The sequence below is a fragment of the Lysinibacillus sp. 2017 genome, from assembly GCF_003073375.1.
Lineage (GTDB): Bacteria > Bacillota > Bacilli > Bacillales_A > Planococcaceae > Solibacillus.
Genome location: NZ_CP029002.1, coordinates 3,186,209 through 3,204,431, shown reverse-complemented (window position 1 = coordinate 3,204,431; position 18,223 = coordinate 3,186,209). Strand labels below are relative to the sequence as shown.

Here is an 18,223-nt window from a genome sequence, read left to right as displayed (position 1 = left end):
GAATAAGGTAGAGAAATTCATGAAATCGATGAATTTGCGGATAATGAAGACTAGTTAATTTGTATTAGAGCATTTACAATGAATTATAAAATAATTAATAGTAGCGAAAAAATTCAGGGGGAACATTATGGAACACATTTTAAGACCGATTTATCAAGAACGTGCAAGTCAGCCAGATACATTAGGGGTTATTTTAATTAATAAGCGGGAGCATGAACTTACTTTGACAGATACATTCGATGCTGTTCTTCTTATTATAGTAAAAGATGCAGAAGCACCAATATATTCTAAACACTATACATATGGTGAGTCGAAGATGGTTATGCACATCGTAACTGAAAAACGTTTACGTAAATGGATTTTCATAGGTTCTAATAAGCGATTAGTAAATTGGTTATTTAATGGCAGGATTATGTTTGACCGCAATGAGTTTCTTTTTAAATTACGCTCAGAGTTACAAGAATTCCCGTTCTTTGGTCGAAAGTTAAAAACAGGTATTCAATTTTCAAAATTAATTCGTAGTTATTTAGAAGGCAAAGAGTTATTTGAAAGTGGTGATTATTTAGATGCATATAATCATGTGATTGCATCTCTTCATCATTTAGGTCGCTTATCAGTTATTGATAGTGGTAACTATCCAGAAGTAACAGTATGGGCACAAGTAAAAAGAAATGACCCAGCCATTTATAAACTATATGAAGAACTAATTATGAGTAATGAAAGTTTAGAAAAGCGTTTAGAACTATTATTTTTAGCAGGAGAGTTTTTAATTAATTCAAGAACAAATGATGGTGCACAACATATTTTAGAAACGATGCTAGCTCAACCAACTTGGACAATTCAAGAACTTCATGATCAACCAGAACTAAGCTACTATTCAACGGAACTAGAAGTTTTTGTTGAATACTTAATTGAAAAAGGTCTTATACTTGTGGAAACGGTAATAGCGAAGAATGAGGCTATATTCCATCGTAACTATTATATTGATAGACAATTTGTTGAAAGAGAATATGGATTATAGTATATTATTTCAGAGCGTTTCATAACGCTCTGAAAATGATTTTTAAAAAAGTGTTGACGTTTATGTGTATAGTATTGTAATATATTAAATGTCGCTAAGACGTAAACGAAATAACAACTTCTAAATTGTTAGAATAGCTCAAATAACTTTTTTAAAAAAGTTATTGACAAAGAAAAACAAAGATGTTAAATTAGAGAAGTCGCAAAAACGACACACGAAATCAAATGAACCTTGAAAACTGAACAAGCAACGTTAATGAAACAAAGCTTCTTAAATGAAGCAAAAATAGATATCAACTTTTAGTTGATACGCTAGCAAAGCAAATGAGCTTTCAAACTAACTATTATGGAGAGTTTGATCCTGGCTCAGGACGAACGCTGGCGGCATGCCTAATACATGCAAGTCGAGCGAATGACGAAGAAGCTTGCTTCTTTTGATTTAGCGGCGGACGGGTGAGTAACACGTGGGTAACCTACCTTACAGATTGGGATAACTTCGGGAAACCGGAGCTAATACCGAATAATATTTTTCTCCTCATGGAGAGTTATTGAAAGACGGTTTCGGCTGTCACTGTAAGATGGGCCCGCGGCGCATTAGCTAGTTGGTGAGGTAACGGCTCACCAAGGCAACGATGCGTAGCCGACCTGAGAGGGTGATCGGCCACACTGGGACTGAGACACGGCCCAGACTCCTACGGGAGGCAGCAGTAGGGAATCTTCCACAATGGGCGAAAGCCTGATGGAGCAATGCCGCGTGAGTGAAGAAGGATTTCGGTTCGTAAAACTCTGTTGCAAGGGAAGAACAAGTAGCGTAGTAACTGGCGCTACCTTGACGGTACCTTGTTAGAAAGCCACGGCTAACTACGTGCCAGCAGCCGCGGTAATACGTAGGTGGCAAGCGTTGTCCGGAATTATTGGGCGTAAAGCGCGCGCAGGTGGTTCCTTAAGTCTGATGTGAAAGCCCACGGCTCAACCGTGGAGGGTCATTGGAAACTGGGGAACTTGAGTGCAGAAGAGGATAGTGGAATTCCAAGTGTAGCGGTGAAATGCGTAGAGATTTGGAGGAACACCAGTGGCGAAGGCGACTATCTGGTCTGTAACTGACACTGAGGCGCGAAAGCGTGGGGAGCAAACAGGATTAGATACCCTGGTAGTCCACGCCGTAAACGATGAGTGCTAAGTGTTGGGGGGTTTCCGCCCCTCAGTGCTGCAGCTAACGCATTAAGCACTCCGCCTGGGGAGTACGGTCGCAAGACTGAAACTCAAAGGAATTGACGGGGGCCCGCACAAGCGGTGGAGCATGTGGTTTAATTCGAAGCAACGCGAAGAACCTTACCAGGTCTTGACATCCCATTGACCACTGTAGAGATACAGTTTTCCCTTCGGGGACAACGGTGACAGGTGGTGCATGGTTGTCGTCAGCTCGTGTCGTGAGATGTTGGGTTAAGTCCCGCAACGAGCGCAACCCTTGTTCTTAGTTGCCATCATTTAGTTGGGCACTCTAAGGAGACTGCCGGTGATAAACCGGAGGAAGGTGGGGATGACGTCAAATCATCATGCCCCTTATGACCTGGGCTACACACGTGCTACAATGGACGATACAAACGGTTGCCAACCCGCGAGGGGGAGCTAATCCGATAAAATCGTTCTCAGTTCGGATTGTAGGCTGCAACTCGCCTACATGAAGCCGGAATCGCTAGTAATCGTGGATCAGCATGCCACGGTGAATACGTTCCCGGGCCTTGTACACACCGCCCGTCACACCACGAGAGTTTGTAACACCCGAAGTCGGTGAGGTAACCCTTGTGGAGCCAGCCGCCGAAGGTGGGATAGATGATTGGGGTGAAGTCGTAACAAGGTAGCCGTATCGGAAGGTGCGGCTGGATCACCTCCTTTCTAAGGATTTTTCGGAATCATTCCTTCGGGGAATGAAACATTAACGTTTGCTGTTCAGTTTTGAAGGTTTATGAAACAAATTTATATCTTCTAAGAGGGCCTATAGCTCAGCTGGTTAGAGCGCACGCCTGATAAGCGTGAGGTCGATGGTTCGAGTCCATTTAGGCCCACCATATAAATTATTTTATATACCTCTTATACAAACATTGGGGCCTTAGCTCAGCTGGGAGAGCGCCTGCCTTGCACGCAGGAGGTCAGCGGTTCGATCCCGCTAGGCTCCACCAATAAAATATTTGTTCCTTACACTAGCGCTATTGTCGCAAAGCTGTATGAAGCAAATTCAGCGAAGCTTATTCACGATGTGATTGAAGTCAGCTGCTTTGTTCTTTGAAAACTGGATAAAACGACATTGAAAGCAATAAACAAATTTTCTATTAGTAATGATAGATCACAAACGTCAAGTAATTGACGTGCAAACTTAAATCTTGAACTTGTTCAAGTTTAACTAAACTTTTGGTTAAGTTAATAAGGGCGCACGGTGGATGCCTTGGCACTAGGAGTCGATGAAGGACGGCACTAACACCGATATGCCTCGGGGAGCTGTAAGTAAGCTTTGATCCGGGGATTTCCGAATGGGGGAACCCACTATCTTTAATCGGATAGTATCTACACGTGAATTCATAGCGTGATGAGGACAGACGCAGAGAACTGAAACATCTAAGTACCTGCAGGAACAGAAAGAAAATTCGATTCCCTGAGTAGCGGCGAGCGAAACGGGAAGAGCCCAAACCAAAGAGCTTGCTCTTTGGGGTTGTAGGACATTCTATACGGAGTTACAAAAGAATGAGCTAGACGAAGCGACTTGGAAAGGTCCGCGAAACAAGGTAAAAGCCCTGTAGTCAAAAGTTCATTCCCTCCAGAGTGTATCCTGAGTACGGCGGAACACGTGAAATTCCGTCGGAATCTGGGAGGACCATCTCCCAAGGCTAAATACTACCTAGTGACCGATAGTGAACCAGTACCGTGAGGGAAAGGTGAAAAGCACCCCGGAAGGGGAGTGAAATAGATCCTGAAACCGTGTGCCTACAAGTAGTTAGAGCCCGTTAATGGGTGATAGCGTGCCTTTTGTAGAATGAACCGGCGAGTTACGATTACGTGCGAGGTTAAGTTGAGAAGACGGAGCCGCAGCGAAAGCGAGTCTGAATAGGGCGAATTAGTACGTGGTCGTAGACCCGAAACCAGGTGATCTACCCATGTCCAGGGTGAAGGTGAGGTAACACTTACTGGAGGCCCGAACCCACGCATGTTGAAAAATGCGGGGATGAGGTGTGGGTAGCGGAGAAATTCCAATCGAACCTGGAGATAGCTGGTTCTCTCCGAAATAGCTTTAGGGCTAGCCTCGTGATTGAGAATACTGGAGGTAGAGCACTGTTTGGACTAGGGGCCCATCTCGGGTTACCGAATTCAGACAAACTCCGAATGCCAGATATTTATACACGGGAGTCAGACTGCGAGTGATAAGATCCGTAGTCAAAAGGGAAACAGCCCAGACCACCAGCTAAGGTCCCAAAGTAATCGTTAAGTGGAAAAGGATGTGGCGTTGCTTAGACAACCAGGATGTTGGCTTAGAAGCAGCCATCATTTAAAGAGTGCGTAATAGCTCACTGGTCGAGTGACACTGCGCCGAAAATGTATCGGGGCTAAACGATTCACCGAAGCTGTGGATGCATCCGTATGGATGCGTGGTAGGAGAGCGTTCTAAGGGCGTTGAAGTCAGACCGGAAGGACTGGTGGAGCGCTTAGAAGTGAGAATGCCGGTATGAGTAGCGAAACATGGGTGAGAATCCCATGCACCGTATGACTAAGGTTTCCTGAGGAAGGCTCGTCCGCTCAGGGTTAGTCGGGACCTAAGCCGAGGCCGATAGGCGTAGGCGATGGACAACAGGTTGATATTCCTGTACCACCTCCTCACCGTTTGAGAAATGGGGGGACGCAGTAGGATAGGGTAAGCAGAGCGTTGGTTGTCTCTGTTCAAGCAGTAAGGCGTGTATGTAGGCAAATCCGCATACTTTAACGTTGAGCTGTGATGACGAGCTCGTATGAGCGAAGTTCCTGATTTCACGCTGCCAAGAAAAGCCTCTATCGAGGTGAGAGGTGCCCGTACCGCAAACCGACACAGGTAGTCGAGGAGAGAATCCTAAGGTGTGCGAGAGAACTCTCGTTAAGGAACTCGGCAAAATGACCCCGTAACTTCGGGAGAAGGGGTGCTCTTTAAGGTGAATAGCCATGAAGAGCCGCAGTGAATAGGCCCAGGCGACTGTTTAGCAAAAACACAGGTCTCTGCAAAACCGTAAGGTGACGTATAGGGGCTGACGCCTGCCCGGTGCTGGAAGGTTAAGAGGAGTGGTTAGCGCAAGCGAAGCTGCGAATTGAAGCCCCAGTAAACGGCGGCCGTAACTATAACGGTCCTAAGGTAGCGAAATTCCTTGTCGGGTAAGTTCCGACCCGCACGAAAGGCGTAACGATCTGGGCACTGTCTCAACGAGAGACTCGGTGAAATTATAGTACCTGTGAAGATGCAGGTTACCCGCGACAGGACGGAAAGACCCCGTGGAGCTTTACTGTAGCCTGATATTGAATTTTGGTACAACTTGTACAGGATAGGTAGGAGCCAGAGATTCCGGAGCGCCAGCTTCGGAGGAGGCGTCAGTGGGATACTACCCTGGTTGTATTGAACTTCTAACCCATACCCCTTAGCGGGGTAGGAGACAGTGTCAGGCGGACAGTTTGACTGGGGCGGTCGCCTCCTAAAGAGTAACGGAGGCGCCCAAAGGTTCCCTCAGAATGGTTGGAAATCATTCGAAGAGTGTAAAGGCATAAGGGAGCTTGACTGCGAGACCTACAAGTCGAGCAGGGTCGAAAGACGGGCTTAGTGATCCGGTGGTTCCGCATGGAAGGGCCATCGCTCAACGGATAAAAGCTACCCCGGGGATAACAGGCTTATCTCCCCCAAGAGTCCACATCGACGGGGAGGTTTGGCACCTCGATGTCGGCTCATCGCATCCTGGGGCTGTAGTCGGTCCCAAGGGTTGGGCTGTTCGCCCATTAAAGCGGTACGCGAGCTGGGTTCAGAACGTCGTGAGACAGTTCGGTCCCTATCCGTCGTGGGCGTAGGAAATTTGAGAGGAGCTGTCCTTAGTACGAGAGGACCGGGATGGACACACCGCTGGTGTACCAGTTGTTCTGCCAAGAGCATCGCTGGGTAGCTATGTGTGGACGGGATAAGTGCTGAAAGCATCTAAGCATGAAGCCCCCCTCAAGATGAGATTTCCCATTACGCAAGTAAGTAAGACCCCTGAAAGACGATCAGGTAGATAGGTTCGAGGTGGAAGTGTGGTGACACATGGAGCTGACGAATACTAATCGGTCGAGGACTTAACCACATTTTATTGCATAACTCAATGAAACGTTTATCCAGTTTTGAAAGAACAAAAGATGAATAAAATCATCAAAAATTCATTAAAAACACTTGACGTTAATGTAAAGTGTGATATAATTAATTGTGTCTTTCAAAAAGGTCTAGTGATGATGGCAAAGAGGTCACACCCGTTCCCATACCGAACACGGAAGTTAAGCTCTTTAGCGCCGATGGTAGTTGGGGGTTTCCCCCTGTGAGAGTAGGACGTCGCTAGGCTTACATAAAATTATTCCGAAGTAGCTCAGTTGGTAGAGCATCCGGCTGTTAACCGGCAGGTCGCAGGTTCGAGTCCTGCCTTCGGAGCCATCTAAATCTTGGAGAGTTGTCCGAGAGGCCGAAGGAGCACGATTGGAAATCGTGTATGCGGGTAAAACTGCATCAAGGGTTCAAATCCCTTACTCTCCGCCAGCCAAACTTTAAAAAATGGCCCGTTGGTCAAGCGGTTAAGACACCGCCCTTTCACGGCGGTAACACGAGTTCGATTCTCGTACGGGTCACCATTTACATTTATGAAGTCCAGCATGGAGGATTAGCTCAGCTGGGAGAGCACCTGCCTTACAAGCAGGGGGTCGGCGGTTCGAGCCCGTCATCCTCCACCATTAATTAACTTAATAATATTGTCGCGGGGTGGAGCAGTGGTAGCTCGTCGGGCTCATAACCCGAAGGTCACAGGTTCAAGTCCTGTCCCCGCAACCAAAATGGTCCCGTGGTGTAGCGGTTAACATGCCTGCCTGTCACGCAGGAGATCGCCGGTTCGATCCCGGTCGGGACCGCCATTTTATAAATAATACATATATGGGTCAGTAGCTCAGTTGGTAGAGCATTAGATTGAAGCTCTAAGTGTCGGCGGTTCGATTCCGTCCTGACCCACCATATAAATATAAAAGATAATTTTTGCCGGTGTAGCTCAGTTGGTAGAGCAACTGACTTGTAATCAGTAGGTCGAGGGTTCGACTCCTTTCGCCGGCACCATTACCTGGAGGGGTAGCGAAGTGGCTAAACGCGGCGGACTGTAAATCCGCTCCTTAGGGTTCGGCGGTTCGAACCCGCCCCCCTCCACCATCTTTATAGGGGCATAGTTTAAAGGTAGAACTACGGTCTCCAAAACCGTCAGTGTGGGTTCAATTCCTACTGCCCCTGCCAATTCTAATTAAACAAAATAATAATAATGGCGGTTGTGGCGAAGTGGTTAACGCACCGGATTGTGATTCCGGCACTCGTGGGTTCAATTCCCATCAGTCGCCCCATCTTTTATTTACGTTTAAGAGGTAAAATTAAATTATAATATATTGGCGGTTGTGGCGAAGTGGTTAACGCACCGGATTGTGATTCCGGCATTCGTGGGTTCAATTCCCATCAGTCGCCCCATTTATATATAATACTTAAAATTTTGGGGTATAGCCAAGCGGTAAGGCAACGGATTTTGATTCCGTCATGCCCTGGTTCGAATCCAGGTTCCCCAGCCATTTTTTATTTTGCGGAAGTAGTTCAGTGGTAGAACACCACCTTGCCAAGGTGGGGGTCGCGAGTTCGAACCTCGTCTTCCGCTCCAAAATACGGCGGCATAGCCAAGTGGTAAGGCACAGGTCTGCAACACCTCTACCACCGGTTCAAATCCGGTTGCCGCCTCCATTTTTTATCTAATCGGTTAAACCGGTTTTTTTTTACCTTTTTTTATTTTGCCGATATGGCGGAATTGGCAGACGCGCCGGACTCAAAATCCGGTTCCTTCGGGAGTACCAGTTCGACCCTGGTTATCGGTATCTGATTTAAGGTTTAACTGTCATAAACCTTATTACATCAAGACTTCTAGTATTTATACTAGGAGTCTTTTTTGTATTTATAGACTTAAAGCACTTTAATGATGAATCCGATAAGTAGAATCCTATGCGGAGGTATATTAATGGCTAAAAGAAGAAGTATAAATTTAACTAATGAAGAATTAAATTTAATTAGTTTTTTTTAATTAGATATATATTAATTGAAATTCTTAATGCTAAGATATGTGACTTAGTATTAAGAGACCTAAAGACTCCAGCATAACGCCTTTCGTGGCTTTTCCTTTGTACTCATTTCAGCCTTATTGTAATTCAATTATAAAATAATAAATTTTATATAGTATTAGTTAAAGAGAACCGTATCATAAGTAAGTGCGGTTTATAAAAAAAACAACTTCATGCCCATTCCCACTACATCTTAAATAAAAGTTGGTTTACGTTGTTAGTGTCGGATACACAAGATACTAGGTAATATCATTTTGGAATATGGTATAGTTAAATATTGGATGAAGGAGGTGTGGTAAGATGAAAGGTTGTTTAGTTTCCATAATAGGAATAATAGGATTAGGATTAGGTGTTGCTGTTTCGTTATTTGCGCATGCGATTGCATCAGGTATTCAATCAAATGAATTAAGTGAACAAGGAAATATCTCATTATTTTGGGTAGCTATTGGTTTTGTAGGGTTATTATTCATTTCAAAAAAACCAAAGTTTGGTGGGATTCTTCTTATTTTAAGTGGGTTAGTAGTAGGTTCTTTAATGCAGCCGATTGGCTATATAGCTACGGTACCTTTAGTGCTTGCAGGGATAATTGGTATGATTGGCAATAAAAAAGTTGCTTAGGAGGAATTATTAATAGGTTGTTTAAAAGGATTATTAAAGCTGATTATGGTTATAGTTATAGGTGGTTTATCATTTCTTTTAATAATTGGAATGTTTGTAAATAGTTTAAGAGACGGTGGTACAACCAATAATATTGAAGGCGGTATATTTCAGGATTCAAATGAAGTATTAAATATTTTGAATGAGGATCTATTAGGCATTAGTCAAAAGAGCCAGGACGAAATATTTATAGTTGTTGAACGTTATTCGAATACATATGGAACACAATCACTATCACCAGAAGAACAGCAATTATTTGATGAAATAGGAAGATTAGTGATTTATTACGGAGAATATTATAGTTCCTCTGGGAGTAATGAATATTCTCAAATGAACTATTCCCGTGATATGTATGGAAAATTCCTGGAGCAGCGACAAGTGTTGAAGCAGCAATTCGGATTAAAGTATACTCAGTAGTGAGTGATTCAAGAGCGAACATTTAGAAATAGTCTTAAACCGAATATATAGGTAACGCTGAACCGTATCGTAAGTAAATGCATCAATTAATATTTAATAAAAACTATTTATTACATTAAGCCTTTTTATTTTCTAGATGAATCCCTAAGAATGAAATTACTATTATAAAATAAACATTTTATGGTTTACATTTTAAATCACCACGATAGAAGAATATCGAGGTGATTTTATAATGGAAAAAAACATTTATAAACAGAGCGAAAGAAAATTTCTGAAGCTCTTAAAGGTAGAAAACTCGGAAAGAATGCTAGATCAGCGGAAAGAAGAATCGATTCTATTTTATCGAAAATATTTACAATTAATCATAATAGTTACTAATCATGTTCGGAAAAATTGGACAGCGAAGAATCCTTGAGAAATCAAGGGTTCTTTTTTTATTGGAAAAATGTATTTCAATCAAGTGAATTTTATTATAAAAAGTAGAAACTTATACATGCAAAATATAGCTTGTTCATTAAACTTCCTTTAAAATTAATATCATTGTGGAACTTATTGTATTTAACGGTATATATTTGGCTCTCCGCCATAAGTTAGGGATGACAAAACTTGATAGAAAAACGAGTTGATTGAGAATGGAGGGAAGGCGACTCCTGCAGGAAAAGCACGAGCGGAAAATCCATTTTTTGTGCCGCCGTAAGAGGCACAAAAAATTAGTTGGAGCCGTGCCCGCGGAAAGCGTCCGTACCGGAATGGAAATCAACCCCATGTTACGGTGATGAACCATCTATTTATATTTAGAGAGAAGGGATTACAATGAATGCAGTCGGAAATTTTAAATGGATTGAAGCTGTGAATTATGAAGAAATGAGTAGATTCGCTGCAGAGATTTTTATAGAACAGTTAAAAGAAAAGAGTACAACAGTTTTGGGGATGGCAACGGGTGGAACGCCTGAAGGTTTCTATAAAGAACTAGTAAGCGCATATGAAGCTGGTGAAATTTCATTCGCTGAGGCGAAGTCGTTTAATTTGGATGAGTATGTGGGAATTCGACCTACCAATAGGGCGAGTTATCATTACTATATGAATCATCATTTGTTCAATCATATTGATATGGAACGTGAACATATTTATATACCTTCAGGGTGTACAGATGATTTAAAAAAGGCTGTTATACACTATGATGAATTAATTGAGCAAGCAGGGAATATTGACATTCAGCTACTCGGGATTGGGATGAATGGTCATATAGGATTTAATGAGCCTGGAACATCTTTCGCGCACGGAACAAATGTTGTAACGCTAACTGAGTCAACGCGTGAAGCAAATAAAATTTATTTTGATTCCATGGTAGATGTACCGACACATGCGATTACAATGGGAATTAAAACGATTATGAATGCTAAAAAAATCGTACTATTAATATCAGGAGCTTCAAAGCAAGAAGCATTTGATCAGTTACGTAGTGGTGAAGTTACAGAGGGTTTCCCCGCAAGTGCTTTATTAAATCACAATGATGTTACGGTTATTTATACAGGTGTTAAATAGAGAAAAGGAGTACTCATGCAACGAGTACTCCTTTTTACATGGCATTTTACTTCCTGATCGTAGAATTACTTGTGCAAGTAATAGCTGTAGAGAGAATTTCATAGGAGCTGTTTAGGAGTATTCACAATGCACGTTACATAAAACGCTATGATACAATAGCGACAGTAGTAAAAGGAGGTAATATATGATGAAAATACGTCCAGCAAGATTACAAACGGGCGATACCGTAGGACTTGTTTCTTTAAGTAGTCCAATTAATATAGAGGCGCTTGGGGACAAATTAGCGCTATTAGATGAGCTAGGCTTACATTATAAACTTGGTCAAACCATTCAAGCGTATGAGGGTTATTTAGCAGGTACAGATGAGGAACGTTTAGCAGACTTCCATCAAATGGTTCAAGATTCGGAAGTGAAAGCCATCTTCTTGGTAAAAGGCGGTTACGGAATCTCACGCTTACTTGATAAAATTAGTTATCCATTGCTTGAAGATAATCCGAAGATTGTTTGGGGTTTTTCGGATGTGACAGCTTTACATATACCGGTTAATGAATACTCAAATATTGTGACCTTTCACGGTCCAATGTTATCTAGCCCAAATGGTGAATTAGATGAGTTATCGAAAAAGATGTTCCAACAATTATTTGTGCCAATGGAAATTGAATACGCAGAACATATTTCTCCACTCCATACAATCGTTCCAGGAGTTGTTCGTGGCGAGGTGACAGGCGGCAATTTAAATCGTATTGTGAGCACGCTAGGCACGAAGTTTGAAATCGATATGCGAAATAAAGTGGTGCTACTTGAGGACATTGGGGAATCTATTGAACAAATTGATGCAATGATGAATCAATTACGCTTATCTAGAAAATTAGAGCATGCTGCAGGATTTATTATTGGTGACTTTAACATGCCAGATGCAACGTATACCAAACAGGATGCACTGAAGGTCATTGAAAGTTATTTAAAACCATTAAATAAGCCCTCATTGGCAGGCTTTAAAATCGGTCACTGTGAGCCAAACATCGCCATTCCACTTGGAGTAGATGTTATTTTGGATACCAATGAGAAAAGTCTTAGAATCTTACCAGGTGTAGAATAATTTTTTAATTTACAAAAGGTTGTCATGTGAGTGTTTTCTTACATGACAACCTTTTATTTGTGCTTATAGTTAGTATGTTATTTCTCTCAATCGGCTTATTAATTGCTGCGGGGATATTATTTAAAGGAAATGATTCGCATCCACTCACTCCTTAAAAGGCTATTTTACGATTGTTTTCTGTAAGGAGTGCGATGTTAAAATCCCCACCACTAATTTGTGTAAACATTTTACCAGAACTTTTAAGTAATTGTTTGCATTCACTTTCACCTAATGACGGACGTAAATAAAAGATATGCAGTGCTTCTGTTGTGTTTTCAGATGTAGCTGTGCGCATTGAATCAACAAACGGGCTACCAAATGCACCGAGTGAATCTTTTGAATGAATGATGTTTTCAAGGGAATTGTGACGGCCATTTAATCCCTCATAACCTGTTTCATTAGTGCCAATTGCTATTTCAATATCGCCTTTAATGCTCGCAACATCATAAATCCCAATTGGAATTTCATATTGCAGTGAAAAGAAATTGTTTAAATCGACTGCTGAGTGGAATGGTGTTAAATAATTTTGCTTCGCGATACGTCGCATTAAGCTTTCGGCCGAGTGACGATAACGGTTAGGATCTGCGCCAAATGCTTTCCATAACTGACGCCATTCTTTAATTCCCACGCGTTCGGTTACTGGTGTTTCTTGTAACTCTAAATATAAGTTTTCTTGGTAAAGTTGTGTACGACCTTTAATCATTTGAGGAGATTCTGAGACAATAATTTTGTTATAATGGATAAGGCCAATTTTAAATTGGTTATTAACTGAGAAAAGTGAATCATTCATTGAAATGTTCATATAAATCACCAACTTGTTTTTATTTTGCATATTGCATTGAAGGATAACTATAAAATGCAATGTCTTACACGTCTAGACTAAAGTGCCAGCCCCTCGATCGTTTCGATCCCTCGTGCGAAAGTGGTAGAGCATTTACTTTCGCGTCGGGCTCTCCAACGGTTATCGGGGCTAAACGGGCACTTTAGTGCTTTTGTTATTAAAATTGTACCATTTGTTAGGAGCGAGTGAAATGAAAGTTGATCAGCTACAGGCTGAATTAATCGAATATGCGCAATCAATTGGTGTTGATAAAATTGGTTTTACAACATCTGCACCATTTCACGAATTAAAAAACCGATTGCGCCGTCAACAAGAGCTCGGGTATCAATCAGGATTTGAAGAGTCTGATGTTGAATTACGTACAGAGCCGTTAAAATTATTAGATAATGCGGAAAGTATTGTTGCAATTGCTGTTGCTTACCCATCACGTATGCAAGATGCGCCACAAGGAAAGAAGGGGGAGCGCCGAGGGATTTTCTGCCGCGCTTCTTGGGGCGTCGATTATCATACGGCAGTACGTGAACGCTTGCAACTACTTGAAGCTTGGTTAGCTGAGCGTGTGCCAGATGTAAAGGTGAAATCAATGGTTGATACGGGGGAGCTAGTTGACCGAGCTGTGGCGGAGCGTGCGGGGATTGGCTGGAGCGGTAAAAACTGTTCCATTATTACACCGGAATTCGGATCCTATGTATATTTAGGTGAAATCATGACGAATATCCCGTTTGCACCAGATACACCGATGGAAGACGGTTGTGGGGACTGCAATCTTTGTATGGATGTTTGTCCTACTGGTGCGATTGTTGCACCAGGCCAGTTAAACTCGCAACGCTGCATTGCCTTTTTAACACAGACAAAAGGTTTTTTACCAGATGAATTCCGCGCCAAAATCGGTAATCGCTTATACGGCTGCGATACATGTCAAACCGTTTGTCCGAAAAATAAAGGTAAGTTAAACTGGATACATGATGAATTTACGCCAGACCCAGAACTTGCAAAGCCATTATTACAACCGCTGTTATCAATTTCTAATAAAGAATTTAAAGCAAAATTCGGTCATGTGTCTGGCTCTTGGCGTGGGAAAAAACCGATTCAGCGCAATGCTATTTTAGCGCTTGCCCATTTTAAAGAAGAAGCGGCAATGCCTGATTTAATCGACGTTTTACAAAAAGACGAACGTCCAGTTTTACGAGGTACGGCTGCTTGGGCAATTGGAAAAATTGGTGCAGAAAATGCACAGGAAGTTTTAATTACTGCAAAGGCGAAAGAACAAGATGAAGAAGTGTTAGCTGAAATTGAAAAAGGGCTCGCATTTCTAAGTCGATAAGAAAGTATTACTTTTTTTCGACATAAGTAAGACCACCTATTGCGCTATTTAACGCAACATGTGTCTTTCTAAACATTTAAGAGAGAAGGATTATGAAAGTGCCAAATCATATTGTTTTATATCAACCAGAAATTCCAGCAAATACAGGGAATATTGCCCGTACTTGTGCTGGTACAAATACATCGCTCCATTTAATTCGTCCGTTAGGTTTTTCTACAGACGATAAAATGTTAAAGCGTGCGGGTCTTGATTATTGGGAGTATGTTAATGTTGTTTATCACGATTCATTAGAAGATTTCCTTGAGTATAGTAAGGGCGGGGATATTTATTTAATTGAAACGTATAGTGATGAGCCGTTTACAACTCATGATTTTAGTGACACGTCGCGTGACATGTATTTCATGTTTGGCCGTGAAACTACAGGCTTACCGAAAGACTTTGCCCAGGAACGCGCGGACATGTGCTTACGTATACCACAAAGTGATCATGTGCGTTCATTAAATTTATCGAACACGGCGGCAATCGTAATTTACGAAGCGCTTCGCCAACAAAATTATCCAGGGTTAAAATAATAATAGGCATGGTGCACAGACTATCTGTGTTCCATGCCTTTCGTATTTTATTAATTAATTTCCGTCTACTGTGAATACGATGCGTAAGCCACTTGGATCAACTGTTGAGAATAGTTGTTTACCACCGTGAGAAGGAGCTTCTTTGAATGTTTCAATTGGATAGCCGTTTAATTGTAAGTTATTTTTAACTGTTTCAGCGTAGTCTAAATCTTTTAATACTACAGTGAATGATTTTAAACCGACCATATCGTCAGTTGGTACGTGACCATTTGCGCTATTCCACGTATTTAAGCCGAAATGGTGATGGTATTTACCTGTTGAAACGAATAAGGCTTGTGCACCGTAACGTGTGACAACCGTATAATCTAGTACATTTGTATAAAATTCTTCTGATTTGGCAAGGTTTGCAACAGAAAGATGAACGTGTCCCATTACAGTTCCTTCAGGTAAGCCGTCCCATTTACCATCCGCAGCTGCTAAGATTGGTTGGAAGTTTAATTGTTCAGTTACCATGTTTACTTGCTCACCCTCGAACCAAGTCCACTCTGATTCATCGCGGTCAATGTAAATTTCAATACCGTTACCATCGGGATCATTTAAATATAATGCTTCAGATACGTCATGATCGGCAGCGCCTAAACGTACATTTAAATTGACAAAGTGTTGCACGATGTTTCCTAAGTCCTTGCGAGAGGGTAATAGTAAAGCAAGATGGTAAAGGCCAGTAAAGCCAGGTTTTAATGGTTGTGCGTTTTGCACTTCTACTAAAGACACTAGGCTCGTTTTCCCATCGGTTGTTAAATAGGCGGCTTTGTCTGTTTGTTCTAGCACTTTAAAGCCAATAATTGTTGTGTAGTATTCGATTGATTGTGCTAAGTTGGATACTTTTAGTTGGACATGAGATGTATATAAATTTGGTTTTTTATGAAAATGCGTTGCCATGGAATGAATTGCTCCTTTTGATTGGTTATTTTTTATAATCAACTTACTTTATGTAACTAATATAATGGCAATGAAATAAAAAGTCAAACAAAAAAGACAATCACAAATGAATGCGATTGCCTTTAAAGAGAAAGCTAATCAAATTAGTTTTCTTTTGAGAATGGTTTGCTATCATAACCAGCAGTGAAAATAGCTGTTAAAAATGATACGCAAACAGCAAGAATTAATAGTAATCTCATGGAAGTATCCTCCTCATGTTTCTAATTATTTCTTTCAACAGTATAGCACAAATTATGGGCATGGGTACTTAATTTTATGACAGAAATGGTTCAAAAATGGAAAGTTAATAACACTAAAAATGGAGGTAATGATATGACGAAAAGAGACGAAATTGTAAATGGTAATATGGCAAATTCATTAGAGGAATTAAAGCTATTAGGTAAACAGATGGAAAATATGCGGGATGAGCAGCAATTAGATGAAACAAACCGAATTGCCGATCCACAACAATTTGATGATGAAGAATTAGATGAAGCTGAGAAAGAATAAGAAGAGGGCAAGCTCGATTCAAATTGAGCTTGCCCTGTATTCATTAGCTTGTTGGAATTTGGTAATCCTTTAATTCTTCACGTAGTTTTGCTTTTAAGAACTTTCCAACCGATGTTTTAGGAATCTCATCTAAGAATACAACATCATCTGGTAGCCACCATTTTGCGAAATCTTTTTCTAGTGAAGCAATCAATTCTTCTTTTGATACAATTACACCCTCTTTTAATACGACACAAGCGAGAGGACGCTCCTGCCATTTTGGATGTGGTACAGCAATCACAGCTGCTTCGGCCACTGCTGAATGTGACATCAGTGCGTTTTCTAAATCAACAGATGAAATCCATTCACCCCCTGATTTAATAAGATCTTTCGTACGGTCAGTAATTTTAATATAGCCTTCTTTTGTTAATACCGCGATATCTCCTGTATAAAGCCAACCATCACGGAACGCTTCATTTGTACGATCATCTTTATAGTATTCAGAAGCAATCCAAGGACCGCGAATGCGAAGTTCACCCATTGTTTCACCATCCCAAGGAACGGGACCATTTTCATTTACCACTTCTGTATCAATTAGTGACGCTGTAAGACCCTGTGTCACACGTAAATCTAATAATTCATTGGCATCATACTCTTCCAGCATTTGCGTTGTTGGATGCGACATACTAACAAGTGGCGACGTTTCAGTCATCCCGTATGCATTGATATATGGTACGCCTAATTTTTCGTTAAATGCTTGGATTAATCCTTTAGGAGAAGCCGAGCCACCTGAGATAATTAATCGAATCGATGATAAGTCGCGCGGTTGCTTTTCTTGCTCAGCAAGCACGCCCATCCAAATCGTTGGTACACCAGCAGAAGATGTTACTTTTTCTTGTTCCATTAAATCAAGTAAAAGAGCAGGCGTAAACATCGGCCCAGGCAGTACTAGCGTTGCGCCGAAATTGAGCGCAGCAAATGGGAAGCCCCATGCATTTACGTGGAACATCGGCACAATCGGAAGCGCAACGTCACTTTCATTTAGTCCAAATGATTCTGCCAGACCGAGCGCTATACTGTGTAACACGATACTGCGGTGTGTATATACAACCCCTTTTGGCATGCCTGTTGTTGCTGATGTATAGCACATGCCTGCTTCCATATTTTCATCTAAATCATCTGGAAATGCGAAGTGCTCATCCGCTTCTTGTAGTAATTGCTCATAGCTATGCACATTTGGAAAACTTGATGTTGGTGCGACTGGATCATCACTCATGACGATAATATGCTTCACTGATTTTAAGTGTACTAATGCCGGTTCTACTAATGGGAAAAGATCCCCGTCTATTAATAAAATTTCATCTTCTGCGTGATTAATAATATAAATAATATGTTCAGGTGCAAGGCGAATATTAATCGTGTGTAAGATTGCACCGCTACATGGAATCGCAAAGTACGCCTCTAAATGGCGATGATGATTCCATGCAAATGTACCGACTTTCGTACCGCGTGTCATGCCAAGTTTTGTTAACGCATCGGCTAATTTTCGTGTACGTTTTGCATAGTCTTTAAAGGGAATGCGATGTGTTTTTGTGGGGCTTGTTCGAGAAATGATTTGTTTGTTGGGAAAATAACGTTCCGCGCGTTTTAAAAATCCTGTCAAAATTAACTGTGTATCCATCATAGTCAATCAGCTCCTATACGAAAATTTAAAAATTAACGTGGTGTGCTCGTGCTGTTGAAAGAATTTTCTGTTAATTTATTATACTAAAGATAATGTCTGGAATCTAGAAAACATTCATTTTATTTTTTACATTTTTTTGAAACTTATTTAGTAATGATTACGTATAACGAAGTAACAG

At 41.4% G+C, this 18,223-nt stretch carries 11 protein-coding genes, 18 tRNA genes and 3 rRNA genes; 29 read left to right on the top strand and 3 right to left on the bottom strand.

Annotated features, from left to right (window positions below):
- The first annotated feature begins 127 nt into the window (after positions 1–127).
- The 26 genes from DCE79_RS15735 (at position 128) to DCE79_RS15605 (ending at position 12,115) form a co-directional block, all read left to right on the top strand.
- Entirely contained in the window at positions 128–1,021 is an 894-nt protein-coding gene (locus tag DCE79_RS15735; protein ID WP_108713921.1) for a nucleotidyltransferase-like protein, read from the top strand.
- 342 nt (positions 1,022–1,363) lie between these two features.
- Positions 1,364–2,916, top strand: a 16S ribosomal RNA gene (locus DCE79_RS15730).
- A gap of 96 nt (positions 2,917–3,012) precedes the next feature.
- Positions 3,013–3,089 (top strand) — tRNA-Ile (locus DCE79_RS15725).
- A 35-nt stretch (positions 3,090–3,124) separates the two neighbouring features.
- A tRNA-Ala gene (locus DCE79_RS15720) sits at positions 3,125–3,200 on the top strand.
- Positions 3,201–3,431: 231 nt separating this feature from the next.
- Positions 3,432–6,359: ribosomal RNA gene (locus DCE79_RS15715) — 23S ribosomal RNA — on the top strand.
- A 135-nt stretch (positions 6,360–6,494) separates the two neighbouring features.
- A 5S ribosomal RNA gene (gene rrf, locus DCE79_RS15710) occupies positions 6,495–6,610 on the top strand.
- The 16S, 23S and 5S rRNA genes sit together here with 18 tRNA genes alongside, the layout of an rRNA operon.
- A gap of 14 nt (positions 6,611–6,624) precedes the next feature.
- Positions 6,625–6,700 (top strand) — tRNA-Asn (locus DCE79_RS15705).
- Between the two features lie 10 nt (positions 6,701–6,710).
- Positions 6,711–6,802, top strand: a tRNA-Ser gene (locus DCE79_RS15700).
- A 17-nt stretch (positions 6,803–6,819) separates the two neighbouring features.
- Positions 6,820–6,894: transfer RNA gene (locus DCE79_RS15695), tRNA-Glu, on the top strand.
- 23 nt (positions 6,895–6,917) lie between these two features.
- Positions 6,918–6,993: transfer RNA gene (locus tag DCE79_RS15690), tRNA-Val, on the top strand.
- Positions 6,994–7,015: 22 nt separating this feature from the next.
- Positions 7,016–7,090: transfer RNA gene (locus DCE79_RS15685), tRNA-Met, on the top strand.
- Positions 7,091–7,094: 4 nt separating this feature from the next.
- Positions 7,095–7,170 (top strand) — tRNA-Asp (locus tag DCE79_RS15680).
- A gap of 21 nt (positions 7,171–7,191) precedes the next feature.
- Positions 7,192–7,267: transfer RNA gene (locus DCE79_RS15675), tRNA-Phe, on the top strand.
- A gap of 23 nt (positions 7,268–7,290) precedes the next feature.
- Positions 7,291–7,366: transfer RNA gene (locus tag DCE79_RS15670), tRNA-Thr, on the top strand.
- 6 nt (positions 7,367–7,372) lie between these two features.
- A tRNA-Tyr gene (locus DCE79_RS15665) sits at positions 7,373–7,456 on the top strand.
- 7 nt (positions 7,457–7,463) lie between these two features.
- Positions 7,464–7,537 (top strand) — tRNA-Trp (locus tag DCE79_RS15660).
- 28 nt (positions 7,538–7,565) lie between these two features.
- Positions 7,566–7,641: transfer RNA gene (locus DCE79_RS15655), tRNA-His, on the top strand.
- Positions 7,642–7,686: 45 nt separating this feature from the next.
- Positions 7,687–7,762: transfer RNA gene (locus tag DCE79_RS15650), tRNA-His, on the top strand.
- Between the two features lie 23 nt (positions 7,763–7,785).
- Positions 7,786–7,860, top strand: a tRNA-Gln gene (locus DCE79_RS15645).
- Between the two features lie 11 nt (positions 7,861–7,871).
- Positions 7,872–7,946: transfer RNA gene (locus DCE79_RS15640), tRNA-Gly, on the top strand.
- Between the two features lie 6 nt (positions 7,947–7,952).
- A tRNA-Cys gene (locus DCE79_RS15635) sits at positions 7,953–8,026 on the top strand.
- Between the two features lie 49 nt (positions 8,027–8,075).
- A tRNA-Leu gene (locus DCE79_RS15630) sits at positions 8,076–8,157 on the top strand.
- A 540-nt stretch (positions 8,158–8,697) separates the two neighbouring features.
- Complete coding sequence (locus tag DCE79_RS15625) at positions 8,698–9,015, top strand: hypothetical protein (protein WP_108713920.1); 318 nt, start codon at positions 8,698–8,700, stop codon at positions 9,013–9,015.
- A 90-nt stretch (positions 9,016–9,105) separates the two neighbouring features.
- Positions 9,106–9,471 (top strand): hypothetical protein, encoded by a 366-nt coding sequence (locus DCE79_RS15620; RefSeq protein ID WP_108713919.1) that lies wholly within the window; start codon positions 9,106–9,108, stop codon positions 9,469–9,471.
- 813 nt (positions 9,472–10,284) lie between these two features.
- On the top strand, positions 10,285–11,016 hold the full coding sequence (gene nagB, locus DCE79_RS15610) for a glucosamine-6-phosphate deaminase (RefSeq protein WP_108713917.1): 732 nt from the start codon (positions 10,285–10,287) through the stop codon (positions 11,014–11,016).
- Between the two features lie 187 nt (positions 11,017–11,203).
- Positions 11,204–12,115, top strand: coding sequence for a S66 peptidase family protein (locus DCE79_RS15605; RefSeq protein WP_108714516.1), 912 nt, complete (start codon positions 11,204–11,206; stop codon positions 12,113–12,115).
- Between the two features lie 151 nt (positions 12,116–12,266).
- Here the strand turns inward: DCE79_RS15605 and DCE79_RS15600 are convergent, their stop codons facing one another.
- On the bottom strand, positions 12,267–12,956 hold the full coding sequence (locus DCE79_RS15600) for a B3/B4 domain-containing protein (protein WP_108713916.1): 690 nt from the start codon (positions 12,954–12,956) through the stop codon (positions 12,267–12,269).
- A 229-nt stretch (positions 12,957–13,185) separates the two neighbouring features.
- Here DCE79_RS15600 and queG point away from each other — a divergent pair, with 229 nt between their 5' ends.
- Together queG and trmL are read left to right on the top strand one after the other, a co-directional pair.
- Entirely contained in the window at positions 13,186–14,319 is a 1,134-nt protein-coding gene (gene queG, locus DCE79_RS15595; RefSeq protein WP_108713915.1) for a tRNA epoxyqueuosine(34) reductase QueG, read from the top strand.
- A gap of 98 nt (positions 14,320–14,417) precedes the next feature.
- Positions 14,418–14,891, top strand: coding sequence for a tRNA (uridine(34)/cytosine(34)/5-carboxymethylaminomethyluridine(34)-2'-O)-methyltransferase TrmL (gene trmL, locus DCE79_RS15590; RefSeq protein WP_108714515.1), 474 nt, complete (start codon positions 14,418–14,420; stop codon positions 14,889–14,891).
- 54 nt (positions 14,892–14,945) lie between these two features.
- Here trmL and DCE79_RS15585 read toward each other — a convergent pair whose 3' ends face one another.
- Positions 14,946–15,833, bottom strand: a complete 888-nt coding sequence (locus tag DCE79_RS15585; RefSeq protein ID WP_108713914.1) for a VOC family protein — start codon at positions 15,831–15,833, stop codon at positions 14,946–14,948.
- 372 nt (positions 15,834–16,205) lie between these two features.
- Between DCE79_RS15585 and DCE79_RS15580 the strand changes: the two genes are divergently transcribed.
- Complete coding sequence (locus DCE79_RS15580; protein WP_108713913.1) at positions 16,206–16,382, top strand: hypothetical protein; 177 nt, start codon at positions 16,206–16,208, stop codon at positions 16,380–16,382.
- Between the two features lie 43 nt (positions 16,383–16,425).
- Here DCE79_RS15580 and DCE79_RS15575 read toward each other — a convergent pair whose 3' ends face one another.
- Positions 16,426–18,045, bottom strand: coding sequence for a long-chain fatty acid--CoA ligase (locus tag DCE79_RS15575; protein WP_108713912.1), 1,620 nt, complete (start codon positions 18,043–18,045; stop codon positions 16,426–16,428).
- Positions 18,046–18,223: the final 178 nt, after the last annotated feature.

Bases quoted from the DNA above. Each gene is read 5' to 3' on its own strand.
- queG (WP_108713915.1), top strand. From the start codon at position 13,186: ATGAAAGTTGATCAGCTACAGGCTGAATTAATCGAATATGCGCAATCA.
- DCE79_RS15625 (WP_108713920.1), top strand. From the start codon at position 8,698: ATGAAAGGTTGTTTAGTTTCCATAATAGGAATAATAGGATTAGGATTA.
- nagB (WP_108713917.1), top strand. From the start codon at position 10,285: ATGAATGCAGTCGGAAATTTTAAATGGATTGAAGCTGTGAATTATGAA.
- DCE79_RS15600 (WP_108713916.1), bottom strand. From the start codon at position 12,956: ATGAACATTTCAATGAATGATTCACTTTTCTCAGTTAATAACCAATTT.
- DCE79_RS15620 (WP_108713919.1), top strand. From the start codon at position 9,106: ATGTTTGTAAATAGTTTAAGAGACGGTGGTACAACCAATAATATTGAA.
- DCE79_RS15575 (WP_108713912.1), bottom strand. From the start codon at position 18,045: ATGATGGATACACAGTTAATTTTGACAGGATTTTTAAAACGCGCGGAA.
- DCE79_RS15735 (WP_108713921.1), top strand. From the start codon at position 128: ATGGAACACATTTTAAGACCGATTTATCAAGAACGTGCAAGTCAGCCA.
- DCE79_RS15585 (WP_108713914.1), bottom strand. From the start codon at position 15,833: ATGGCAACGCATTTTCATAAAAAACCAAATTTATATACATCTCATGTC.
- DCE79_RS15605 (WP_108714516.1), top strand. From the start codon at position 11,204: ATGAAAATACGTCCAGCAAGATTACAAACGGGCGATACCGTAGGACTT.
- DCE79_RS15580 (WP_108713913.1), top strand. From the start codon at position 16,206: ATGACGAAAAGAGACGAAATTGTAAATGGTAATATGGCAAATTCATTA.